The 23768-nt window shown below is 69.9% G+C and carries 22 protein-coding genes; 14 read left to right on the top strand and 8 right to left on the bottom strand.

Annotated elements, in window-relative coordinates; genetic code table 11:
* Positions 1-15: 15 nt before the first annotated feature.
* The 8 genes from D0Z08_RS18330 (at position 16) to D0Z08_RS18295 (ending at position 10890) form a co-directional block, all read left to right on the top strand.
* A complete protein-coding gene (locus tag D0Z08_RS18330) occupies positions 16-1386 on the top strand; it encodes an MlaD family protein (protein ID WP_147381467.1) in 1371 nt (456 codons plus the stop codon).
* Positions 1386-2654 carry an MlaD family protein gene (locus D0Z08_RS18325; protein WP_118926697.1) on the top strand — a complete coding sequence of 423 codons (1269 nt, stop codon included), beginning with the start codon at positions 1386-1388 and terminating at the stop codon, positions 2652-2654. Before D0Z08_RS18330 ends, D0Z08_RS18325 begins: the two co-directional genes overlap by 1 nt.
* Before the next feature lie 81 nt (positions 2655-2735).
* Complete coding sequence (locus D0Z08_RS18320) at positions 2736-4055, top strand: MlaD family protein (protein WP_182481377.1); 1320 nt, start codon at positions 2736-2738, stop codon at positions 4053-4055.
* Entirely contained in the window at positions 4052-5272 is a 1221-nt protein-coding gene (locus tag D0Z08_RS18315) for an MlaD family protein (protein WP_118926695.1), read from the top strand. The genes D0Z08_RS18320 and D0Z08_RS18315 overlap by 4 nt, the downstream gene beginning before the upstream one ends.
* Positions 5269-6573, top strand: coding sequence for an MlaD family protein (locus D0Z08_RS18310; RefSeq protein WP_118926694.1), 1305 nt, complete (start codon positions 5269-5271; stop codon positions 6571-6573). Before D0Z08_RS18315 ends, D0Z08_RS18310 begins: the two co-directional genes overlap by 4 nt.
* Positions 6570-8864 (top strand): MMPL family transporter, encoded by a 2295-nt coding sequence (locus D0Z08_RS18305; protein WP_118926693.1) that lies wholly within the window; start codon positions 6570-6572, stop codon positions 8862-8864. The genes D0Z08_RS18310 and D0Z08_RS18305 overlap by 4 nt, the downstream gene beginning before the upstream one ends.
* A complete protein-coding gene (locus tag D0Z08_RS18300; RefSeq protein WP_147381466.1) occupies positions 8861-9904 on the top strand; it encodes a foldase protein PrsA in 1044 nt (347 codons plus the stop codon). Before D0Z08_RS18305 ends, D0Z08_RS18300 begins: the two co-directional genes overlap by 4 nt.
* A complete protein-coding gene (locus D0Z08_RS18295; RefSeq protein ID WP_118926691.1) occupies positions 9901-10890 on the top strand; it encodes a spirocyclase AveC family protein in 990 nt (329 codons plus the stop codon). Before D0Z08_RS18300 ends, D0Z08_RS18295 begins: the two co-directional genes overlap by 4 nt.
* 37 nt (positions 10891-10927) lie before the next feature.
* On the opposite strand, the gene D0Z08_RS31705 is transcribed toward D0Z08_RS18295, so the two are convergent.
* The 7 genes from D0Z08_RS31705 to D0Z08_RS18260 form a co-directional block, all read right to left on the bottom strand.
* Complete coding sequence (locus D0Z08_RS31705) at positions 10928-11248, bottom strand: hypothetical protein (protein ID WP_147381465.1); 321 nt, start codon at positions 11246-11248, stop codon at positions 10928-10930.
* Positions 11249-11330: 82 nt separating this feature from the next.
* The gene (locus tag D0Z08_RS18285) at positions 11331-11954 is read right to left on the bottom strand and encodes a TetR/AcrR family transcriptional regulator (protein WP_118926689.1); all 624 of its coding nucleotides are present in this window, start codon (positions 11952-11954) and stop codon (positions 11331-11333) included.
* Positions 11955-11968: 14 nt separating this feature from the next.
* A complete protein-coding gene (locus tag D0Z08_RS18280; protein WP_118926688.1) occupies positions 11969-13009 on the bottom strand; it encodes a spirocyclase AveC family protein in 1041 nt (346 codons plus the stop codon).
* Positions 13006-14622, bottom strand: a complete 1617-nt coding sequence (locus D0Z08_RS18275) for a phytoene desaturase family protein (RefSeq protein WP_118926722.1) — start codon at positions 14620-14622, stop codon at positions 13006-13008. Before D0Z08_RS18275 ends, D0Z08_RS18280 begins: the two co-directional genes overlap by 4 nt.
* 20 nt (positions 14623-14642) lie before the next feature.
* On the bottom strand, positions 14643-15779 hold the full coding sequence (locus D0Z08_RS18270; RefSeq protein WP_118926687.1) for a spirocyclase AveC family protein: 1137 nt from the start codon (positions 15777-15779) through the stop codon (positions 14643-14645).
* On the bottom strand, positions 15776-16696 hold the full coding sequence (locus D0Z08_RS18265; protein WP_118926686.1) for a CbbQ/NirQ/NorQ/GpvN family protein: 921 nt from the start codon (positions 16694-16696) through the stop codon (positions 15776-15778). The genes D0Z08_RS18270 and D0Z08_RS18265 overlap by 4 nt, the downstream gene beginning before the upstream one ends.
* Positions 16693-18390 carry a nitric oxide reductase activation protein NorD gene (locus tag D0Z08_RS18260; protein WP_118926685.1) on the bottom strand — a complete coding sequence of 566 codons (1698 nt, stop codon included), beginning with the start codon at positions 18388-18390 and terminating at the stop codon, positions 16693-16695. The genes D0Z08_RS18265 and D0Z08_RS18260 overlap by 4 nt, the downstream gene beginning before the upstream one ends.
* A gap of 225 nt (positions 18391-18615) precedes the next feature.
* Between D0Z08_RS18260 and D0Z08_RS18255 the strand changes: the two genes are divergently transcribed.
* Positions 18616-19479 carry an SDR family oxidoreductase gene (locus tag D0Z08_RS18255; RefSeq protein WP_118926684.1) on the top strand — a complete coding sequence of 288 codons (864 nt, stop codon included), beginning with the start codon at positions 18616-18618 and terminating at the stop codon, positions 19477-19479.
* Here the strand turns inward: D0Z08_RS18255 and D0Z08_RS18250 are convergent.
* Positions 19463-20071 carry a TetR/AcrR family transcriptional regulator gene (locus D0Z08_RS18250; protein ID WP_118926683.1) on the bottom strand — a complete coding sequence of 203 codons (609 nt, stop codon included), beginning with the start codon at positions 20069-20071 and terminating at the stop codon, positions 19463-19465. The genes D0Z08_RS18255 and D0Z08_RS18250 overlap by 17 nt on opposite strands.
* An 85-nt stretch (positions 20072-20156) precedes the next feature.
* Between D0Z08_RS18250 and D0Z08_RS18245 the strand changes: the two genes are divergently transcribed.
* The 5 genes from D0Z08_RS18245 to D0Z08_RS18225 are packed head-to-tail and all read left to right on the top strand — an operon-like array spanning position 20157 to position 23722.
* Entirely contained in the window at positions 20157-20609 is a 453-nt protein-coding gene (locus D0Z08_RS18245; protein WP_118926682.1) for a MaoC family dehydratase, read from the top strand.
* Entirely contained in the window at positions 20606-21343 is a 738-nt protein-coding gene (gene fabG / locus D0Z08_RS18240) for a 3-oxoacyl-ACP reductase FabG (RefSeq protein ID WP_118926681.1), read from the top strand. Before D0Z08_RS18245 ends, fabG begins: the two co-directional genes overlap by 4 nt.
* Complete coding sequence (locus tag D0Z08_RS18235) at positions 21340-22134, top strand: enoyl-CoA hydratase/isomerase family protein (protein WP_220454243.1); 795 nt, start codon at positions 21340-21342, stop codon at positions 22132-22134. The genes fabG and D0Z08_RS18235 overlap by 4 nt, the downstream gene beginning before the upstream one ends.
* Positions 22131-22934 carry an enoyl-CoA hydratase/isomerase family protein gene (locus tag D0Z08_RS18230; protein ID WP_118926680.1) on the top strand — a complete coding sequence of 268 codons (804 nt, stop codon included), beginning with the start codon at positions 22131-22133 and terminating at the stop codon, positions 22932-22934. Before D0Z08_RS18235 ends, D0Z08_RS18230 begins: the two co-directional genes overlap by 4 nt.
* A gap of 8 nt (positions 22935-22942) precedes the next feature.
* Entirely contained in the window at positions 22943-23722 is a 780-nt protein-coding gene (locus D0Z08_RS18225) for an enoyl-CoA hydratase/isomerase family protein (protein WP_118926720.1), read from the top strand.
* Positions 23723-23768 lie beyond the last annotated feature (46 nt).

The raw sequence follows: 23768 nt of genomic DNA, 5'->3' as shown, positions 1-23768 counted from the left end.
CTCGCCGTTGGCGCCGTGGCCGTGCTCCTGATGGCCCTGGTTGCGGTCGTCCTCCTACGGGACGGCGGCGAGTCGGCCGACGACGGCACTCGCGTCGTGGCGACCATCGCTGATGCCCAGGCGCTCGCCGAGGGCAACGAGGTCCGGGCGTCCGGCGTCCTGGTCGGTCAGGTCGCGAGCATCGAGCTGGTCGACGGCAAGGCGCGGGTCGAGCTCGAGGTCGCCGAAGGGGTGCTCCCCATCCACGACGACGCAACGCTCACCGTGCGGCCCGTCAACCTCCTCGGTGAGAACTTCGTCGATCTCGATGAGGGCTCGGCCGACCGCCCCTTCCTGGAGCCCGCGGTGATTCCGGCGGATCAGGTGTCCTCGGCGGTGACGTTGCAAGACGTCCTCAACACGTTCCACGAACCGACGGCAGCGTCGCTGGCCGCGGTCGTCACCGCCCTCGGCGAGGGCCTCGATGCCAACGGTGGCGAGGTTGCTGCAGCCATCAAGGCGCTGGCCCCGGCGATGGAGAACGCCGAGGAGCTCGGTGACCTCCTCGGTGAGCACAACCAGGTGCTCGAAGACCTGGTGGCTGCCACCGACCCGGTCGCCACCGCAGTGGCGCAGGACGGTGGTCGCACGCTCGACCGGCTGATCGGGTCCACGACCGAGATCCTCAACTCGGTCGCCGTCCAGGAGGAGGCGCTCGAGCAGACCCTGATCGAGCTGCCGGGCACGCTCACCTCCGCCCGTCGGACCCTTGCGGACCTCAGTGGCGTGGCCGGCGAGCTGACACCGACCCTGCGGGCGATCCGCCCGATCACCGACGACCTGTCCGACGTGGTGGCGGAGCTCAAGGACTTCGCCGCGGCCGCGGATCCTGCGCTCGGCTCGCTGGAGCCGGTGCTCGCCGAGGCCGATGCGCTGCTCGACCAGGCTGCCCCTGTCGTCGCCCAGCTCCGAGCGACCGGTCCCGACCTGCGCACGACAGCGGCATCGCTACGCCCGATCGGACGCGAGCTCCTCGACGAGAACCTCCACGGCGTCATGGAGTTCGTCCGGAAGTGGGCGCTGAGCACCAACGGGCGTGACGGCATCTCGCACTACTTCCGGGGCGTCGTGTACGTCACGCCGACCACCCTCGACAGTCTGCTGACGTCGCTGCTGCCCGCCAACCAGGGCGTGGACCAGCCGACGACGACGAACGACGGCACCGGTGGCGGGTTGTTGCCGGAGGACTTGCTGGGCGACGGTCCGCTCGATGGCCTGCTCGGGGGGCTCGACGGCTTGCTCGGCGGTCGACGTGACGGGGCAAAGGCCGACCCGACCAGTGCCCTCGGCTTGAACCCGCGCCAGGAGGAGCAGCTCCTCGACCAGCTTCTCGGAGGCGGCAACTGATGACCATGCCAGTTCATCGCGACGAAGCCCGCCGGTTCATGTTCGGGATCGGCACCTTGGCGCTGCTTGTCGTGGTAGCGATCGTCGGCGGCATCGTCCAGACCGGCGGCGCACTGCCCGCCAAGAAGTACACCTACGTCACGGCGACCTTCAGCGACGTCGGCATCCTCAAGACCGGCAAAGAGGTCCGCACCAGCGGTGCCCGGGTCGGCACCGTGTCGGAGATCGAGTACGTCGACGGCGCCGCCGAGGTGACCCTCCGCCTCGACGGCGAGCAGGAGATCTACGAAGACGCCACTGCCTTCGTCGGGAACATCTCCGCACTGGGCAAGAAGTACGTCGACCTCGACCCGGGCACCGCCGACGCCGGCGAGCTGGGCGCGGACGGCATCCCGCTCGAGCAGACCACGCCGTCGACCTCCGTCGAGGACATCCTCGGCGCCTTCGATCCCGCGACTCGGCGGCAGCTCCAGGTGGCCCTTCGGGAGCTGTCCACCGGTCTGGCCGGCCACGGCCAGGACCTGAACGTCGTCCTTGCCCGTTCGCCCGAGCTGCTCGCCGATCTCGAAGTGGTGACGGGTGCGCTCACCAGCCCGTCAGCCGACCTCCCGGGGACGCTCACCAGTGCCACGCGACTGGTGAGCCGGTTCCGGGGCAGGGAGGACCAGATCGCCGCGCTGATGCACAACGCTGACCTGACGGTGAGCGCGCTCTCGGTCGATGACGGTGATCCGTTGCGCCGAACGGTCGAGGCGTTGCCGCCCACGCTCCGTGACGCCCGGGGTGCGCTCGATGCTCTCCATCCGCCGCTGGCCGACGCGAGGGTCGCCGTTCGCGACCTCCGTCCTGGTGGCGAGGCGCTCGGCCGGTCGTCGGGCTCGCTCCGTGCGTTCCTTCGCAACTCGGTCGACCCGCTGGAGCGTGTTCCGGGCATTGCCGAGCAGGCAGAGCCGGTCGTCATCGACCTGACCTCCACCCTGGCCGACGCCCGGCCGTTGATCCCGCGGGTGAGCGACGGCGTGCAGAGTCTCGCCGAGCTGCTCTTCCCCGCCGCTCCGTACGCCGGAGATATGGGTCGCTTCTTCAGCCAGCACGACCTGCTGAGCGGCACCCTCGGCAGCGACGACCAGCACTACTTCGCGGCGATGCTCACCGGGGTCGGCCTGTTCAGCGTCAACGGCCTGCCGGACCCGCTCTACGGGCAGGAGGCCTACCCAGTGCCCGGCACTGCGTGGAACCACAGCACCAACACCGACGTGAGGGACTGAGGAAGCGATCTCATGAACATTCTTCGTCGACTCCGCAGGGCGCTCGCGGCCCCGCCTGTTCGTACCGGTCGCGCTCGGATCGTGAAGCTGGGACTCTCGCTCTACGTCGTGACCGCCGTCGTCATCGGCCTCCTGGCGATGAAGCCGCAGATCACGAACCTGCTCAGTGGCGGCGACACGATCACGGCCGAGTTCAGCAGTCAGTACAAGCTTCGAGCCCACGACTCGTCGGTGAAGATGGCCGGTATCACGGTCGGCAAGGTCACGGACATCGATGGCACCGACGATGGCACCGCCCTGGTGACCATGAAGCTGGACGAGGGCATCGTCGACAAGCTCGGCTCCACGCCGACCGCCAACATCGAGCCGCGCACGTTGCTCGGCGGTCGGTATGCGATCGAGCTGCACCCCGGTGGTGAGGGCGCCTTCGCGGGCGAGATCCCGATCCAGCGCACGAGCATCCCGGTCGAGCTCGACACCATCGTCGAGGCGCTTCCGGCGGATGCGCGCGAGGCGCTCCAGGGGCTGGTCGGAAATGCGGGCCCGACGCTCTCCGAGAGCTCGGACGAGATCCCCGACCTGCTCGACTCCGCGCCAGACGTGCTCCGGCCCGTGACGCCGGTCCTCGAATCCGCCCAGGGCACCAGGCCTCGTCAGGACCTCCACGGGATCGTCAGCCGTCTGGATGCCGCGGCGCGCGCCCTCACGCGGACCGATGGTCAGCTCGATGCGACGGTCACGGACCTCGCGACCACTTCGTCCACCCTCGCCCGGCACCGCGACGAGCTGAGCACCGTCCTCGCCGAGCTGCCAGCGACCCTGGAGCAGGGGGGAGACGGGATGAACGGCCTTGCCGACGTCGTCACCCGGCTCGAGACCACGGCGTCGTCGTTGCAGCCGGCCACCCCCGAGCTCGCCAACCTGCTCGTCGACCTGAAGCCGACGCTCCGGATCGCGCAGCCGGTCCTGCGCGACCTCGTGCCGACTCTTCGGGAGCTGCGACCCGCCGTCGAGCAGCTGGTCCCGGTCACGGATCAGGCGACGGGCATCCTCCGGGACCTCCGCGGGCCGGTGATGGCCAGGGTCAAGGGCCCGGTCATGGACTTCCTGCTGAACCCGTGGGTCGGCAGCGGGCCGTACTCCCGGAGCGCGGAGGGCTATCAGGCCGACCACAAGGTCTACCAGGAGCTTGCCTACATGGCGACGAACATCGACCGGGCCTCGATGGGTCAGGACTCGCGGGGATCCACCCTGGCGTTCCAGGCGGGTGTCGGCCTCGACTCGATCAGTGGCGTGCCGTTCTCGCTGGACAACCTGGTGAACCTGGCGCTCGACAACGCCGGGATCGACGACCCCGCGCTGCGCAACGACGTTCTCGACAACGCAGGAGTGTCGCGGTGAAGAAGCTGAGTGCTCTGTGGGGCCGGGTCCAGAACACGCCGGGCCTCAAACGCGACGTCGCGATCGTCGTCGCCCTGCTGGTGGTCGGCACCATGACGACCGTCTACCTGTTCACGAAGTACGACGTCGTGTCGCCGACGGCGGACACGTTCGAGTTCTCCGCCGAGTTCGACCAGGCGCCCGCTGTCCAGCTGGCAGCCAGGCAGGAGGTGCGGATCGCCGGCATCTCGGTCGGCAAGATCACCGGCGCCGACGTCACTGACGAGGGCGCGGCTCGGTTGAAGTTCACGATCGACCCGGACCAGAAGGTCTACACGAACGCCCGCCTCGTCATGCGATCGAAGACGCCGTTGAACGTCATGTACGTCGCGCTCGACCCGGGTGGCCCGCCGGCGGCGCCGCTCGACGAGGGCGGGACGATCCCGATGACCCAGACCGAACGGGTGCTGCAGCCCTATGAGCTGCTCAACGAGCTCGACGCCCGGGCCCGCAACGCCCTCACGGACCTTGTCACGCAGGCGGACGTCGCACTGGCAGATGCTCCAGCCAACCTGCCCGACGGGGTCCGGGCCCTGGACGGCGCCGTCTCCAGCTTCGAGCCGGTGGTCAACGCGCTCCACCGGCGGAGGGCGAACCTCGAGCACCTGGTGACGGCTGTCGCCCAGATCTCCCAGGCGGCCGGCGAGGACGATGCCCGGCTGACGTCGCTGGCGGACTCGCTGGCAACCACCTTGGGGGTTCTCGCCCGCAACGACAGGCAGGTCGGTCAGACGCTGAGCTCGCTGCCCGGCGTCACCCGGACCCTGCGGGAGTCGATGCTGAACTCGGCTCAGCTGAGCCACCTGCTCAGCCCGGCCCTCGTCGCCCTCAACGAGGCGTCGGGTGACCTTCCCGATGCGCTCGCCGACCTCGATGACACCGTCGTCAACGCCCGCGGCCTCCTCGAGTCCGCACGCCCCGTGGTGCGCAAGCTGCGTCCGATCGTCGCCGACCTGCGTCCGCTGGTGTCGGACGTGCGGGTGTCGCTCGGGGACCTCAGCCCGGTGGTCTCCACGCTGCCGGACGTCACCGCACGGATGGTTCCCTGGCTCGACCACCTCGGCGCGTTCATCTACAACACCTCGTCGTCCTTCAGCCTCGGCGACGTCAACGGCGGACTCGGGCGAGCCAACGTCGTCCTGAAGCTGACAGACCCGACCGGAGGGGGACTCGGATGACGATCATCAACGCGATGCGAAAGAACCGGGGCATGGCCACGGTCCTCGGCTTCACCCTGTGCTGTCTCGTCGGCTTCTCCTTCCTCTGGGTGAAGGCAGGAGGCTCGATCCCGGTCGTCGCCGACCCGGACGACTACCGCGTGGCCTTCATGGTCGACGACTCGAAGAACCTGCTCGAGACCGGCGAGGTGCGGATCGCCGGTGTGACCGTCGGGCGAGTGGAGTCGCGCGATCTCGTCGGCGACGAGGTGCGCATCGAGATCAGTCTCGACCCGAGCGCCGCGCCCCTCCACGAGGGCGCGACCGTCCGCGTCGGTGTGAAGTCGCTCGTCGGCTCGTCGTACGTCGACGTGGTCGACGGCGACGGCAAGGAGCTGTCCTCGGGCACGGAGCTCGACGCCGCACAGGTCATCCCGGCGGTCGACGTCGACGAGCTGCTGTCCACCCTCGACGCGCCCACCCGGGCCTCCCTCCAGCAAGTGGTGCGGGGCCTCGGTCGCGCGACTCGGGGGACCGGAGCCGAGGTGGACGCCTTGGTGACCGCCGCCGGTGACATCGGCCGCGAGGGTTACGTCGTGCTCGACGCGCTGGAGCAGCAGGGCACCGACCTGACCGCGCTCACGGTCGAGGCACGCGAGCTGCTCGATGCGCTTGACGCGGGCCAGGGCCAGATCGTGACCTTGGTGGAGGCGGCCCAGGAGCTCACCGACGCAACGGCCGACAAGCGGGCCGCCGTCGAGAACGTCGTCCGTGAGCTGCCCGGCCTCATCCAGAACGTCGATGCGGGCGCGGTGAGCCTGCAGGACCTGGCCGGTCCGCTGACGCCGATCGCCCGGTCGCTCCGAGTGGCGGCTCCCGACCTGAACGCTGCGCTGTTGACCCTTCCCGCTGTCACCAATGACCTGGCGGGGCTGCTGCCCGCACTCGACACCACGCTCGCGCGCGCCCCGCGGACCCTGGACCGCCTCCCTGCGTTCACCGACGCTCTCAGCGGTGTGGTGCCCGAGGCGGAAACGCTCCTGCGCGACGTGAACCCGATGCTGGCCTACCTCGAGCCCTACGGCTTGGACCTCGGCGCGCTGTTCGCCAACTTCGGTGCGTCCTTCGACACCCTCGCCGAGGACGGGATCCGGCCGATCCGACTCACCGCCACCGCCCAGGGCATCGGCACGGTCCGGGGGATCCCGGCCGACCTGCCCGAGACCGGACTGTGGTGGAACAACCCCTACCCCGCCCCGGGCACCGCGGACGCGCCCGCGCCGTACAACGGCACCTACCCGAGGGTCGAGCGGTTGCCATGACCGGGACGGACCACCCGACGAGGCGCGCCCGCGGCAGACTGCCGCTGGCGGCCCTCGTCGCGGTGGTCGTGCTCGCGGCGATCGGTGGCGGGCTCGCGCGACTCGAGGTCGACACCGGGCTCGACTCGATGCTGCCGGCGTCGGACCCTGTCGCGGTGGCACTGGAGCAGAAGGACGACGAGTTCGGCGGTGACGCCGTGGTGGTGATCCTGGAGTCCGACGAGCCTCGCTCGTTCTTCACGGTCCAGGACCAGCTGATGGCGCTGATCGGGCTCGAGGGCGAGCTCGCCGGACTCGCCGACGTCGCCGCGGTCTACGGGCCCGGGACGATCCTCAACCAGACCGCGGGTGCCGCGCAGGACATGCTGTCGCAGATCGTGGGACGTAGGGACGGCCTGCGCCAGACCGCGATCGCGGAAGCGCAGCGCCGTGGATTGTCACCCGCCGCGGCCAGGGCGGCCGGGGAGCGGGTCGTGAAAGTCTTCGACCGGCGGTACGGCGCCCTGCTCGTGAAGGGCATGGGGGCCGGGCTCCCGACCCTTCGCAACCCGAGGTTCGTCGAGATCGTCCTGTTCGACGAGAACCTGGCGCCGCGGCCGGAGTGGAAGTTCGTCGTGCCTGCCCCGGACAAGGTGGCGCTCCTGGTCCGGCCACGCAGCGATCTGAGCCAGGACGCCGCGGCCCGTCTGACGACCGCGGTCGAGGATGCCGTCGCTGACTCCGACGTCGAGACCAGCCGGGTCACCGTCACCGGCGTCCCGACGATCACCGCGGCCCTGAGCGACCGCGCCCGCTCCGAGGCGCCCCGGCTAGGGCTGATCGGACTGGCCGCGGTGGGGCTGGTCTTCCTCCTGGTGCCGTGGACGTCGAGGCGGCGGTCGCGGCTGCGCCCGGTCGCCGCAGCCCTGGTCGGCACCGGTGCCGCGCTTGCGTGCTTCGGCTGGTTGGACCGGCCGGTGTCCCTCGGTGTGGTCGCCTTCCTCCCGATCCTGCTCGGCATCGGCAGTGACTTCCCCCTCTACCTGTCGCGCGGCGGGCATGATCGGGCAGCGCTGGTGGCCGCGGCTGCCGGCGTGGTCGGCTTCGCGTCGCTCGGCCTGTCGCCGCTCCCGTTCGTCTCCGAGCTCGGGCTCGCGCTCGCACTCGGCATCGTGCTGACCGTGCTGGCAGCCCTCGGCCTCCGTTGGGTCCTCGGCGTCACGCCGGCTCCCGCGGAACGCGAGCCGCAGGAGCCACGCGAGCGGCAGCGCCGACGCGCCCCGGTCCTTGTGCTGGCGGCGGCCGGCGCGGCGGCGGCCGTGTTCGGCTGGACGCTTCTTCCCGGACTCTCCGTCGAGTCCCAGCCCGACGCGCTGGCCGAGGGTCTCCCGCAGCTCACGGACGCCGAGTACGCCGAGGAGGTCCTCGGGTCCAACGGCGAGATCAGCATCGTCGTCACCGGCGACGACGTCGCCACGCCGGAGGCGCTCGCCTGGAGTCGCGACACCCAGAACGCGATCGTGAGCGAGCTCGGTGACCAGGTGCACCCCGTGCTCAGCCTCGCCGACCTGTTCCGGTTCCTGGGTGAGGAGCCGACGCCGGCCGAGGTCGACGCAGCGATGGAGGTCATGCCGCGCTACCTGTCCTCCGCGGTCGTCCGCTCGGACCGTGCGGTCGGAGTGATGGTCTACGGCGTCGAGTTCGACGACATCGCAGAGCTCGGCGACCTCGTCGAGCGGATCGAGGCCACCGCCGGCGACCCGCCGGACGGTCTCGAGACCGACGTCGTCGGGCTCCCGGTCGCGGCCGTGCAAGGCCTGGAGCTGGTCGGCGACGGTCGGCTCCTCATCAACCTGGTCGGGATCTCGCTCGCGGTTGCCGTGGTCGCGATCGGGCTCGCCGACGTACGCCGAGGAGCACGGGCCGCGCTCGTCGTACTGATGTCGACCGGATGGGTCGCCCTGATCGCTCATCTGACGACCGGGTCGCTGAGCCCGCTGACCGTTGCGATCGGTTCCCTGGTGACAGCGACCGGCTGCGAGTTCGCAGTCATGGTCGACGACCGGCGCGGCCGCTCCGCCGCCGTACCTGTTCTGACCGCAGCAGCCGCCGCGACCGCGGGCTACCTGGTCCTGGCACTGAGCGACCTGGCCGTGCTCCGCGACTTCGGCCTGCTGCTGGCCGGCGGAGTGATCAGCTCCGTCGTCGCAGCGTTCCTCGTCGACGCGGTGTTCACCGGGGCCCGCCCGCGGAGAGATCCGATCGAGGTCCCGGCAACAGAGACACCCCAGATGGAGGAGGCAGTCCGATGATGGATCGGCTCAAGGAGATCGACCGCACCAAGCTGGTCGCGGCGGTGCTGTGTGTCGGCTTGCTGGCTGCGGTCGCGGTGTTCGCCTACACGCGTCTCGCCGACGACGAGCTGCCCGAGGACGCCGTCCTCAGGTACGGCGACCGGGTCGTGACCGAGGACGAGCTGCAGGACCGGGTCGAGATCCTGGGTGCGCTGTACGGCGTCCAACGCCCCGAGGACGAATCCGAGGGCGAGCAGTTCGACAAGGACTCCGCCAAGTCGATGGCGGTGAGCCTGATCCTCGACGAGGCCATCGAGGAGCACCAGATCGAGATCCCCGAGCGCAAGGCGCAGGACCAGCTCGACCAGCTGATCGAGGACCAGCTGGTCGGCGGTCGCCAGGCGTTCGTCGACTGGCTGAGCGAGGTCGGCATCAACGAGCAGGACGTGCTCGACGAGATCACGAGCCAGCTCGCGACCTCGCGCCTGGTGGAGGAGGTCGTGCAGGACGTGCCGGACGTGACGGACGAGGACGTCCGGGTCGCCTTCGACGAGCACCGTGATCGGATGGTCACGCCGGAGGCCCGGCGGCTGCTCAACATCGTCGTGGAGACGAAGAGGGACGCGCAGCGCGTTCTCGAGGCGCTCCGGGGTGGTGCCGACTTCGGCGAGGTCGCCGCGACCTGGTCCCGCGACGGGAGCACGCGCGACAGCGGCGGCGACCTGGGCCTGGTCACCGCGGACCAGCTCGAGGCCGACTACGCGGACGCCGCCTTCTCGACGCTCAGGGGCTCGGTCTTCGGGCCGGTTGAGACCCAGTACGGCTGGAACGTGGGCAAGGTCGCCGATGTCCGTCCGTCGACGGCGCTGACGTTCGCCGCCGTGAAGGAGACCCTGGCCCGAGAGCTCCAGAACCGTGAACGCCTCGAGGCCTGGCGCAGCTACCTCGGCGACCTGCTCGAGGACGCCGACGTCGAGTACGCCGACTCCTACCTGCCCGACGACCCGACCGCACCACCGTCCGACCTGCCGGAGACGACGCCAGACGCCGAGAAGTGACCAGCCTCGAGACCCGCACGGGCACCGACCGCTCTGGGTCCTCCGACCCGCGACGCAACCACGCGGTGCTCGCCTGGGGCGCCGTCGGCCTGGTGTGGATGGCCGTGAGCCTGCGCGCGGCGTACGGCTGGGTCACGAGCGATCGCGACTTCGGGCCGGCCGAGATCATGCCGGGCGACGTGATGCCGACCTCCTCGCTGGTGGCGCTGCGGGTCGTGGAGGTGGCCAGCGTCGTCGTGCTCCTGACCGCGATCTGGTTCCTGGCGGTCAAGCCGTGGCGCAAGACCCGGGAGATCCGGATCGAGGGGCTTCTGGTCATCGGCGGCATCTTCGGCTTCGCGATGGACTCGTGGCTGAACCTCTACGACTTCCTGTTCGCGTTCAACGCCCACTCGGTCAACCTCGGCGCGTGGTCCGCGCACCTCCCGTTCCACAACCAGGGCGTCCCGACGGAGTACGGCGAGGCGCTGCTCTGGGGACTGCCGATGTACGTCTACTTCTGCTCGGCCGAGGCCGCCCTCGGGCTCGGTGTCCGGGCCAGGCTCCTGGCGCGGTGGCCGCGGATGTCCGAGACGCTCGCCCTCGCGGTGATGTTCGTGTTCTTCTTCGTCTTCGACTTCATCGCCGAGAACATCATCATCCGCACGTCGGAGGCCTACTCGTTCGTCCGGACCGAGGAGTCGCTCACCCTGTGGGCGGGAGAGCAGCACCAGTTCCCGCTCTACGAGAGCTTCCTCGTCGCCTGCGTGGCGATGGGCTTCGCCGCGATCCGGCTGTCGGCCGAGCGGGACCCGGACGGCCGGTCGTTCATCGAGCGCGGGGTGCATCACCTCCCGCGGTGGTCGGTGCAGCCGGCCCGACTGCTGGCCGCCACCGGGTACGCCGCCGTCGTGCTGATGATGCTCTACCACCTGCCGTTCAACTGGCTCAGCCTCGGCGGCGACTCGTTCGCCGACCTGCCGTCCTACCTGACGCCGCCGTTCTAGGGAGCACCGTTGGGGCAGCCGACCGGCTCCACGGTGACTAACGACGGCTGAGACCGTCCTCCGTCGCAGCACCGAGAGCGAGCGTGAGGGGAGCGCTGCCGCCCCGCGGGTTGGTGGAGAGCTCGAGGTCGGACTCCGTCGCCCGACTGAGCTCGCCGAGCCGGGCGCGCCGCTCCTCGGACAGAGGGACCGCGCCGTACCCACCGTGGCCGCTGACCTCGGCCGCCGGAAGGGCGTGTCGGCAGAGAGCCTGGCCGGCTTCCTCGTGGACGCGACGTTCGCCGCGATGCAGCGCGACGTGGCGATGATCGTCGAGACCGGGGAGGGTCAGCCGGACATCGTGGACACGATCGTCCACGTGTGGACCCAGGCTCTCTACGCTCCGACCGCGCCGTCCCGCGCCAGAACCGGGCGTTCCTGACGCCCGCCCGGGGACAGGGTCACCGGGGGCGGTACTCGAAGACCCGCCACACGACCTCGGACACGGCGTCCGCAACCCTTGCCTCGTCCTCGGGGTCGCGGGCGAGCTGGTGCGCCGACCGTTCGAACATCCACGCGAGCACCTGGCCGATGGTGTCGGGGTCCGGCGCGGCGGAGGGTCCATCACCCCAGTGCCGGCGCATCAGGTCGGCCCCCATCGCACCGACTTCGTGGATCGCGTCGACCCACAGCTGTCGGACGTCCGGGTCCTGCTCGGCGAGCGTGATGATCGCGCTGTGGAGTGGTGCGTCGGCCATCCAGCGGTGGGTCATGTCGGTCACGATCGTGCGCAGGGTCTCGCGGTCGATCTCCGGATCGGCGAGCACCTCGGCCCCGAGCGCGAAGCGCTGCTCGACGATCTCCTCGGCGATCTGCGCGAGGATGTCCCGCTTGTCGCCGAAGTGGAGATACAACGTGGCCCGGGAGACGCCGGCTTCCTTGGCGATCCGCTCCATCGACAGGTCGGCGTAGGCCTCTCCGTCCATGAGCAGGCGGCGGGTCGCCTCGACGACGCGGGCCTTCGTCGCCTCACGCCGCCGGGCCCCGGAGCGGGCCTGGACGGTCAGCGGCGACGAGCTCCCCATCACGTCATCCTGCCTCACGGTGCGGGATCGCCGCCCTCCAGCCGGTCGAGGTGCTGGGACGGACACTCGGGCTGTCCCTCGACCCCGCAGAACGCGCTGTTGTCGAGGTACGACGGCAGGTCGATGTAGGTGTCGGCGTACATGGTGGCGAAGCTGTAGGGCAGGAAGTAGCCCAGCGCCGCTGCCGTGCAGAAGCCCGTGACGGCGAGGTACGACGTCAGGTGCTTGCGGAACGGCGACGCGACGAGCTCGTCCACGCCGCGTTCGACCGCCGACCGGCCGGTGTCGTCCACCGAGTCGCGCAGCCAGGTGACCATGCCGGCGAACACCGCCGCGAACACCGACTGGTAGAGCGGGAACTGGTAGATCTCGCCGGCGAACAGGCTGAAGCCCTCCGGCACGCCGGGGAAGACGTACATCTGCGGGTAGACCAGGAGCCCGACCTCGGCGATGCAGTCCACCACCATGAACACGACGAAGAGGACCGCGTAGTGCGTCGCCGTGCTCGACCGCGGGAGCCAGGTGCGCAAGCGGCGGAGGACCCAGCAGCCGGCCATCGCGGCGAGTAGGCCGAAGTACATGTAGAGCGGCTGTGCCCAGAGCAGGCCCTCGGCGAACCGCTCCTGACCGGGGCTCGGAAACAGCGGCAGGAACCCTGCCCACGACCCGAAGCTGAGCGAGTGCGCGTTCATCGCGAACGAGTGGTTGAACAGGTTCAGGATCGGGTCGACGACGTACGCCACCATCATCCCGAGCAGGATCTTGCCGTCGAGCGGGACGTGTCTCGTCCGGAGCCACGGGCGCGCCACGAACCACCACAACATGCCCACCGTGGCGATCATCGACAGCACCTCGAAGGCCCGCAGGTACCAGAGGAAGCGGTAGTCGTCGCCCCCCGGCTCCGCGCGGACGAAGTCCGCGGAGAAGGCCCAGCTGCCCCAGCAGTAGACAGCGAGCGTGCACGCGACGGCCCCGAAGGCCGACCAGAAGACCAGCGGGCCCGGAGTCGGACTGGTCCTGGTCCTCTCCGACTCGACCAACGGCTCCGTTGTCATGACCGCCGCCTCTTCTCTCCGCGGAGCACCTCTCTTGCCGCCATGTAGCCGGGCGCGCCGGTGATGCCACCGCTCGGATGGGAGCCCGAGCCTCCCAGGAAGAGGCCGGGGACCGGCGTCGCATAGCCGGCAAGCCCCCGCGCCGGACGGCGTGGGCCGCCCCTGCTGAGGGTCATGTCGACGTGCGTGATGTTGCCGCCGCTGGCCCCGACCAGGCGCTCGAAGTCCTGGTTGTTCAGGATCCGGCGGCCGAGCTCCAGTTGCTCGACTCCTTCGTAGAACATCGAGAGCTTGCGGACGACCGACTGACCGGCGCGGTCGCGCAGGGTGTGCCCTCCGGCATCGGGCACGTCCCATGCCTCCTCGGGCTCGTACGGCGCCACTGCGAGGTAGCAGTAGAAGTTGTCCTGGTCCGGCGGTGCCTGGGACGGGTCGACGCCGGTCGGGATGACGTTCCACATGCTCCAGTCGTCGTCGTACGGCAGCAGGCCTGCGGCCGACCGGGCGAACGCCCGCTCAATGCCGGCCTCCGTCGCGAGGACGTGCATCGGCTTGCGCAGGTCGAGGCCGTCGCCGCGCCACTTCTCGTACCGGCCCAGCGACAGCCGGCCCGAGAAGGCAAGGTCGACCTTCATCTGGCCGTAGCCGCCGTTGCGGACCGCGATGCCGTCAACCCGGGTCTCGAGCTCGGGGGACAGGGTGCCTCCGGGCAGCAGCCGCCCGAGCGCGGTCTTGGGGTCGCAGCTCGCCACCACTGCCTCTCGGGCTTCGATCTCGCGGCCATCCGCGAGGCGGACGCCGACGGCTCGGCCGCCCCGGACCAGGATCTCGGCCACGGGAGCCTCCACCTGGACGCTTCCTCCGGTGCCTTCGAGGCGCCGGGCCAGCGCGTCGGGCAGGGACTGGACGCCGCCGATGGGGTGCTGGTGGGAGTGGCGGTGCTGGTTGGCGAGCCACAGGAAGCCGGCGCCGCTCCCGTCGGCGGAGTTCGGGATCGTCGAGCCGGCGACGGAGTGCAGCGCGTTCCGGACGACCGGGTGCTCGAACCGCTCCGCGATCGCCTCGGCCGCCGATCCGGTCGCGAGCGACGCGATGTCGCGCAGCCGCGCGCGGTGTCGCCACGCCTGACGAGCGGTGCGCGCGAGCGGTCGCCGGTCGAGCCGGGCCGGGTTGCTGACGAAGTACGCCAGCGCCACGTCGCTGAACGCGCGGAGGAGCCCGGCGAACTCGAGGTAGGCACGGGCGTCGGCCCGGCTGAACCGCTCGATCTCGGCCGCGGTCCTGCGGGGGTCCTCCCAGAAACCGATCGACGCGTCCTCCGGGTCGAGGTAGACGAGACCCGGGTCGACCCGGACCCGCTTCAGCCCGTGCCGCTCCAGCTGCAGCTCCTTCGCCGGAGGGAACGAGTCCCAGAAGAACGGGTCGAACGAGTACGGATGGGTCAGGTGGTCCGGTGCCTCAGGGATCGCCCTCTGCGAAGCGGTGAACCCGCCGATCCGGTCCGACGCCTCCACCACGAGGACGCTGCGTCCCGCATCGGCCAGGTAGTTCGCCGCCACCAGACCGTTGTGTCCGGCGCCGATCACGACGACGTCGACTGTCGTTGGGGTCATCACTGGGGCTGTCCTCTCACTCACGGCTCGGTGGAAAACTCAGGGGCTTCGGGAACCGTCACCCCGTCGGGAACCACGACCTCACCGTCGGGACCGATCCGGATGGAGTCCTCGTCACGGGGGAACGGGATCCTCGGATCCGGGCAGGCAACATCACTCGCGTCGCCGCACATCTCGGTGACGAAGTAGCTCCGCTTCTGGACGTCGTCGGGCCACGCGTCGCCGCGGAGGGCGATCAGGGCGTTCGGGAGGTGGTAGAAGACGAAGAAGATGCCGGTGATCGCACCGGACACCGCGAAGAACCTCATTGCTCCCCTGAGCTGCGTCGGGACCTTCAGCTGGTCGACCCCCCGCTCGGCGAAGCTCCTTCCGCGATCGTCGCGGAAGTAGCGCATCGCGCCCCAGGTCGTGAACAGGAGACTCGCCGTGATGCCCTGGTAGACCGGGAACTCGTAGTACTTGCCGGGGTTGAACGACAGCTCTCGGATTGCGGACGCATAGCTGTGTGAGCCCATGATCATGAGCGAGGCCTCGCAGAAGATGCCGACGACCATTGTCGGGAAGAAGGCGACGAACCACATGCTGACCGGGCTGATCGTCGGCCACTTGTCCCGGCACTTGCGGAAGATCCAGTTGACGATCACCACCATGCCGAAGAACCAGCACGTGTAGATGCCGGGCAGCCATACCAGCGGCTGCGGGATCTCCGTCGCGTTGGGAGACATCCAGCCTGGCGTGTGGCCCACCCATGACCCGAGATTGATGAAGTAGGCGTTGTAGTTGAAGCCCGGTGTGAAGTAGTTGTACATCGGGTCCGACCACCACATCAGCGCGAAGGACACCACCATCAGGCCATCGAACGGGACGGTCCCGGTGCGCAGCTTCGGGCGCACGGCCTTGAACCAGATCAGCGCGAGCATGCCAGCGAGAACACCCCACTGCTGGATGCTCAGGGCGACCTTCATCCAGGTCGGCAGCGGTGTGGCCCCGGTCGACACCCGCTCCGGCTCACCGGCGGCGATCCACGAGATGATCAAGTACGCCGCGAAGGCCAGGAAGCCGAAGCCCAGAACGGCCCACCACGTGATCGGGCGCGTCGTTCGGGGAGCCGGCGCATCTTCGACAGCGCCGCTCGTGAGTGCGGTGGTAGACGTCATGCTCTCTCCTGAATCCAGTTCGTTGTCCGTGTCGTCTTTTGGGCTGCTTGATGCCCGGCGTGGCCTGATGTGCCTTCAGCGGCCGGGTCGTTCCCCGGGTCGAAGGCGCGGATCATCGCGATGAGCCCGTTGCGGAGCTCGGGATCGTCTGAGAGCGGACCAGCGACGGCCGCGGTCGCCGCGTCCGTGAAGCTCAACCCCTCAGTGACCAGCAGTGCCGCAGCGACCAGCGTTCGCGTCGAGGCCACCTCCCGAAGTCCGGGATGATCCAAGCGACGGACTGCTTGGCCCAGCCGGATCAGCTCGTCTGCCGGCCGGCCGCGGAGATCGGTCTCGCGCTCGAGGATCTCGCGTTCGCGGTCCGCGGTCGGGAACCCGAGCTCGACCGCCACCATCCGTTGCCGGGTCGACGGCTTCATGTCCTTCAGGACGCTCTGGTACCCGGGGTTGTAGGAGACGACCAGCTGGAACCCAGGAGCAGCCTGGATCGTCGTTCCGCCCAGGCGCTCGAGGTTGAGCTCCCGCCGGTGGTCCGCGAGCGAGTGGATCGCGACCACCGCGTCGGGACGAGCCTCGACGACCTCGTCCAGGTAGCAGATGCCGCCCACGCGGGCCGCTTGCGTCAGCGGACCGTCGACCCAGGTGGTGTCACCACCAGAGAGGAGAAACCGCCCGAGCAGGTCGGATGCCGTCATGTCCTCGTGGCAGGACACGGTGAAGAGAGGCCTCCCGAGCCGGCTGGCCATGTGCTCCACCAGCCGGGTCTTCCCGCAGCCGGTGGGCCCCTTGAGCATCAGTGGCAGCCCGCGCCGCCATGCGGCTTCGAACACCTCGACCTCGTTGCCTACCGGAAGGTAGAAGGGCGGGCCGTCCGCCTCGAGCGGGACCGGCTCCCGCGCGGTTGACTGGGTGATCATGAAGCACTCCTCACGTGATGGACGGCGCGCCCGCGTCCGGCGCGCCCTAATGCAGTCCCCAACAGCACGCGCGCATCGGCGGCGAGCTCTGCGGTGGTAGCGGTGACCCGGTGCGCCTCCCGGTCCCAGATCTCGGAGGACCCGGGCGTCCGCCGCGTCGACAGGCCGACGCAGCCGACGGCGCTGGAGCGCGCCTCGTCGATGGCGCGGCGGGTGTCCTCGACGGCGTAGCGCCCTTCGTAGCCGTCGTCATAGGGGACGCCGTCGCCGACGACGATCAACAAGCGGTGCTGGGAGCCCGCCTGGGTGTCGAGCAGGTGGGTCCCGTGCCGGATGGCCGCACCGAGCCGGGTGAAGCCCGTCGGGCGAAGGGCGAACAGCCGCCGCTGCGCCGTCACGCCCCATCGTTCCTCGAAGGTCTTGCAGCGGAGGTACCTCACGTTTCCGCGACCCCGTGAGTAGAAGGCATAGGTCGCCACGCGGGCGCCGAGCTGGTCGAGCGCCGTGGTGATGCCGTGCGCGAGATCGCGCTGTTCCTCGAAGATCGCATGCCCCTCGTGCTGCTCGGAAGTCGAGCCGGTGGCATCGAGCAGCACGAGTACGCCGAGCTCCTGAGCTGTACGTCGCTCCGCTCGGTAGATCCTCGGCTCACCACTGGTACCTGCGGCGACCGCGACCCGGTAGTCGACGAGTGCGGTCAGATCGAGCTCGTCCCCGAGCGGTTCGGCGTCGTGCGGTCGCCAGGTCAGACCGACGCGCGACAGCTCACGGATCAGTCTCGGGTCGACTCCGCTCGGTGGCACGGAAGGGTCGTCGCTGGAAGGGGGGTCGAAGTGCCCCACCGTGCACCAGCGTGGACGGTAGGCCGACGACCCGGCGTCCCACTCCGGATAGATCGCCCCCCGCGTCAGCTGACCGCCTGCTCTGACGACCGACGGGGGGAGAGCCTGTGCGGTCTGTCGTGCGGTGCTCGGCGCCCTGCCCGTGTGTTGCTCCACGACGGAGACGCCGGAGCCGGAAAGGCCTTCGCCCCCCGACGACCGCCGCGCGCCCATCATGCGCTGAAAGACCGATCCCAGTGGGCTCCTGAGCGGGGAGGAGAGCTTCTCCAGCATGCCGCTGCGCTCTCCGTCATCCTCGTCGTCCTGCTCGGGCTCCGTCGCGGCACGGATGGCCTTGGCCAGCTCGGAGTCCGAGGGCGTCTCGCCGTCGGCCCCGGGGGACCGCAGCATCGCCACTGGACGGAGGTCCCCGAACCAGGCAGGCGGTTCCTCGAGCGGGGTCCGTCCTACCGCCCTGAGCAACGACTCGTCAGGCGACCCAGTGACACCCACTCGCGCGGCGTACGGGTGCACGGCGGCCTGGAAAGCGCCTGGTAGCGCCTCGTCCATCTCCTGGCAGGCGCGGGCGACCTCAAGACCGAGGTAGCGGCGCGCCGAACCTGGCCTGGAGCGGGACAGTCGCCGCATTCGGCTGCTGTCCAGGGAACCGGCTGCGATCAGGACTGCTTGCGCGACGACCGCGTGTCGGCACTGCTCCGCTCCTGCCGTCACATCGGCACCGACGTAGATCACGGCGCCGTCTGTGTAGACGCCATGTCGCCCCGGCTCCAGCGTGACACCTCGACCCGCGATGGCCGAGGCCAGGAGTTCGAGCTCCGCCAGCGACGGGTTCGAGCCGGGATGCAGGGTCATGGATTGCCTCGACAAGTACGACGCTCTTCGTTCTGGACGGAATGTCTATATTGGACAACGTGACCATAACAGCCGTTCGAGCCTGAGGGAAGACCGTTTCTACTTCAAATTTGAAAGGGTAGCTCGCGTCAGTTCGGTGAGGTCGATCACTATCGTCAGTTCGACACCAGTTTAATGTAGATTAAAACAGGACCGAACGACAGTGACTGACCGAGAGGTAGCGGCATGGCAGGGATCGAAGGACGCGTGATCGTCGTCAGTGGTGCGGGCGGCGGCCTCGGGCGTGAGTACGCGCTGCTGCTCGCCCAGGAAGGCGCGAGGGTCGTGGTCAACGACCTCGGAGGCGCCAAGGACGGTTCCGGCGCAGGAACTGCGATGGCGGACCAAGTCGTCGCCGAGATCCGCGCGGCCGGCGGTGAGGCCGTCGCGAGCTACGACAGCGTGGCGACCGCGGAGGGATCCGCGCGCATCATCGCCACCGCGTTGGAGGCGTACGGCGCCGTGCACGGCGTGGTCAACAATGCCGGAATCCTGCGCGACGCGAGCTTCGCCAAGATCACCGAGCAGGAGTGGGACGCTGTACTCCAGGTGCACCTGTACGGCGGCTTCCACCTGACCCGCGCGGCCTGGCCGCACCTGCGTGAGCAGGGCTTCGGTCGGATCGTGATGGCGACGTCGACCTCTGGCCTCTACGGCAACTTCGGGCAGTGCAACTACGGCTCGGCCAAGATGGGCCTCGTCGGGCTGATGAACACCCTCGCCCTCGAGGGTGCGCGCTACGACGTCCGCGTCAACGCGGTCGCGCCGATGGCCGCGACCCGGATGACCGAGGACGTCGCGCCCCAGGACGTCCTCGAGTCGCTGCCGCCCGCGTTCGTCTCGCCGGTGGTTGCACAGCTGCTGAGCGAGGAGTGCCAGGACACGGGCGCGATCTACGTGGTCGGCGGGGGCCTGGTCCAGCGTCACGCGCTCTTCCAGAACAAGGGTGTCCGGTTCGCCGAGCCGCCCTCGGTCGCCGAGGTGGCCCAACGATGGGCCGAGATCGCCTCGCTCGACGAGATCGCCCCCGGCGTCAACCCCGTCGGTTAGACAGGAGGCCGCTCAGCACCATGGTCTGGGCGGCCGCCACCACCTCGTCGATCGGAATGTTCGGCCGCCACCACTCGGTCGCCCAGTTCAGGGCGCCGATCACGAGCATCCGACCTGCGTGGAGGTCGAAACCGGGATGGAGCAGACCGAGGTGAGCAGCCTGCTCGAGCAGACTGCGCCATACGTCGTGGAACTCCCTGCTCTCGCGGGCCAGCTCACTCCGCAGATCCGCTGGTAGGTGGCCGGCGTTCCGTGTCACGGCGCGGGCGAAGTCCGACAGCTCGAGCTCGACCCGCAGGTGCGCCTCGATGGCCGCTGCCAGCCGGTCGGCGACGCCTGCCTCGCGGGGGAGTGCGGCGAGAGCCGCCTCGACGTGGCGGCGGACCAGTCGCTGTCCCTCGCGCATCACTGCGGCGACGATCTCGTCGCGCGACTCGAAGTAGTGGTACACGGCCGGTGGCTGCAGGTCGGCCAGGTGCGCGATGTCGGCGAGGTGGGTCCGTGCGTATCCGCGAGTGCTGAGAGCCAGTGCGGCAGCCGCGAGGATCCGACCCCGCGTCGAGTGGTCAGGGGCAGCTACGTCGACGGGCATCAACGGGCCTCCTCCGTGTTTGACGTGCCCACCCACCTTCGCATAATTTAGTTTCAATTCAAATACTTGTGAAAGGTGTGGTCCGGTGAGGATCTACGACGGAGTCGCCGAGTTCGCTCTGGCAGAAGGGGACGACCTCGGCACGACCGATTGGGTGTCCGTCGACCAGGAGAAGATCGACCTGTTCGCGGCCGCGACCGGTGACGACCAGTGGATCCACGTCGACCAGCAGCGCGCGGCGGCCGGACCGTTCGGCACCACCATCGCCCACGGTTTCCTGACGCTGTCCCTGCTCCCCGTGCTGATCAACCAGCTCTACCGCGTCGACAACGTCGCGATGGCCGTCAACTACGGGCTCGACCGGGTGCGGTTCATGGCGCCTGTCCCGTCGGGCAGCAAGGTGCGCGCAGCGTCGCGGATCGCACGCGTCGAGCAGCTCCCCGGTGCGGTGCAGGCGACGTTCGAGACGACGTTCGAGGTCGACGGCGCGGCCAAGCCGGCCGCCGTTGTCCAATCGATCGTGCGGTACGTCGCATGACCGCGATCCTCGAGGGCCGCTCGGCGGTCGTCACCGGCGCCGCGCAGGGCATCGGGCTCGAGATCGCTCGCACGCTCGTCGCTCACGGGGCGCGGGTCACCCTCGCCGACCGCGACGGGGCCAAGGCGGAGGAAGCCGCTCGTGCGCTGGGCTCAGCCGCACGCGGCGTGGCCTGCGACGTCACCAGCGAGTTCGACGTGGCCGCCCTGGTCTCGGAAGCAGTCGAGGAGTACGGCGGCCTCGACATCCTCGTCAACAACGCCGGCATCACGCGCGACGCGTCCCTGAAGAAGATGACGGTCGAGGACTTCGACGCCGTCATCACCGTCCACCTGCGCGGCACCTGGCTCGGCATCCGTGCTGCCAGCGCCGTGATGCGCGAGGCGAAGCGCGGCAGCATCGTGAACCTCTCGTCCATGTCGGGGAAGGTCGGCAACCCCGGCCAGACCAACTACAGCGCGGCCAAGGCTGGCATCGTCGGCATGACGAAGGCTGCGGCCAAGGAGCTCGCCCACCACGGGGTGCGGGTGAACGCGATCCAGCCGGGATTGATCAAGACCCCGATGACGGCCGCGATGACGCCTGAGGCGTTCGCAGCCACGGAGGCGACGATCCCGATGCGGCGGGCGGGTGAGCCGGCGGAGGTCGCGAACGTCGTCGCCTTCCTCGCGTCTGACCTCTCCAGCTACATGACGGGCACCGTGCTCGAGGTCGCCGGCGGGAGGGGAATGTGAGCGCGGACGCGGTGGAGCCATCGGGACCGGTCCGCCTCGAGGTGGCCGACCACGTCGCGCGGATCACCCTGGCGCGGCCCGATGCGATGAATGCGGTGACCGTCGAGCTCGCCGTCGAGCTGGAGCGCGCGCTGCGCACGGCCGACGCCGACCCCGACGTTCGGGTGGTGCTCATCCGTGGTGCTGGCGGGAACTTCTGTGCCGGCGGCGACTTCGACGAGGTCCAGCGGCTCCGGGCGGCTGGCGCAGCATCGCTCCGGGGGCTCTTCGACGCCTTCGGTGCAGCCTGTAGCGCCGTGGGCGAGATCCGGCCGCCCGTCGTCGCGGCGGTGGAGGGCGTCGCCATGGCCGGTGGCTTCGAGCTCATGCAGGCCTGCGACGTCGTCCTCGTCCGTCACGATGCGCGGATCAGCGACAACCACGTCAACTTCGGGATGGTGCCCGGCGGGGGAGGATCGCAGCGGCTGCCACGTCTCGTCGGCCGGCAACGGGCACTCGGGTTGCTCCTCGGCGGTGACCGGATCAGCGGCGTCGAAGCCGTCGAATGGGGTCTCGCGTACCGGTCCTTCGCCTGCGACAGCTTCGACGACGAGGTCGAGTCGTTCGTACGCCGGCTCGGCGGCCGCCGTCCCGATGCCGTGGCAACGATCAAGCGGCTCGTGCGCGACCACGGCGAGGACGACCTCGCCTCCGCGCTGCTCGCAGAGCGCGGCGCCGTCGTCTCCCACATCTCGGGCGAGGCCGGCAGCGCGAGCGTCACCGCCTTCACCCACCGCAAGGAGAGCTCATGAACAGCCTGATTCCCGATGGCCCGGTCCTGCTGGACGTCGATGACGGGATCGCGCGGATCCGCCTGAACCGCCCCGAGGCATCGAACGCGGTCGACGTGCCATTGCTCCAGGCGCTGCACGGCGCAGGGCTCCGCTGCCACGCCGAGCCCGGCGTGCGCGTCGTGATCCTGAGCGGCGAGGGTCGCAACTTCTGCGCGGGCGGCGACGTCAAGACCTTCGCGGCCAAGGGAGAAGCGCTTCCGGACTATCTGCGCGAGGCGACGGCCTGGCTGCAGCTGGCGACCTCGGCGTTGATCCAGCTCAAGGCTCCGGTGATCGCGAGGATCCAGGGGTTCGCGGCGGGCGGCGCCGGCTTCGGGTTCGCCTGCGCCGCGGACCTGGTCGTCGCCGGCGAGTCCGCGCGGTTCTTCTCCGGCGCGGTCCGCGTCGGGATGGCGCCCGACGCTGGCACGAGCGTGACGCTGTCGCGCATCGTCGGCCTGCGGCGGGCACTGGACATCCTGCTCACCAACCCGACGTTGACGGCCGCGGACGCGCATCAGCTCGGCATCGTCAGCCGGGTCGTGCCCGACGACCAGCTCGACCAGGCCGTCGACTCACTCGCTGCCGAGCTCGCCGCTCAGCCACCGCTCGCCCTCGCCGCCACCAAGCGGCTGGTCTGGGGCGGCCTGGGGTCCGGGGTCGAGGAGCGGCTCGCCGAAGAGGCCCGTGTCGTCTCCGAGCTCTCCGGCACCGCCGACAGCAGGGAGGGCCTGGCAGCCGTCATCGAGCGTCGGACGCCGAAGTTCGAGGGCCGGTGATCCCACCGGTGAACGACCTCGTCCTGGCCGAGGACCGCGGCGCGGTCCGCATCGTCACGCTCAACCGGCCGGAGCGCAAGAACGCGATCGACCTGCCGCTGCGCTACGCGCTGGCGGACGTGCTCGAGGCCGCCGATGCGGACGCCCGGGTGCGGGCCATCGTGCTGACCGGCGCGGGCGGATCGTTCTGCTCCGGCGGCGACATCTCGACGATGCAGCGTGCTCCGCGGCACGAGACCACTGCTCGCGCGCACGCAGCGCAGCGAGTGGTCCGCGCGATCTGGAGCACGCCCAAGCCGGTGGTTGCCGCCGTCGAGGGTCCGGCGTACGGCGCCGGCGCGGCGCTCGCGCTCGCCTGCGACCGGATCGTCGCAGCCTCCGACGCGACGTTCGCGACGACGTTCACTGCGGTCGGGCTCGCCGGCGACATGGGGATCTTCGCCTCGCTCCCGGCACGTGTCGGGGCCCCGCGCGCGCGACAGATGCTGATGCTCGGCACGCGCACCAGCGGCGAGGACGCGCTGCCGATCGGCCTGGTCGACAGCGTCGTCGAGCCGGGCGCGGCACTGGACGCAGCCCTGGCCGACGCCGAGCGGCTCGCCGCCGGCCCCCCGCTCGCGCTCGGCGTGATCAAGCAGATGCTCTCCGGCGAACCGCGGCACCCGCTGGCCGTGCTCGACCTCGAGGTCAGGAACCAGACCCAGCTCTGGGACACCGACGACTTCGCCGAGGGCGTGGCTGCCTTCGCCGAGAAGCGCCGCCCACAGTTCGGGGGCATCACAACCTGAGGGAGCAGCCACGTGCCTGCCCGCTGGTTAGTGGCGGCCGAGCGGC

It is taken from the genome of Nocardioides immobilis (assembly GCF_003515065.1).
In the GTDB taxonomy this organism is placed as follows: Bacteria; Actinomycetota; Actinomycetes; order Propionibacteriales; family Nocardioidaceae; genus Nocardioides; species Nocardioides immobilis.
Note: the sequence above shows the minus strand (reverse complement) of the source record. Positions and strands in the feature narration are given on the sequence as shown.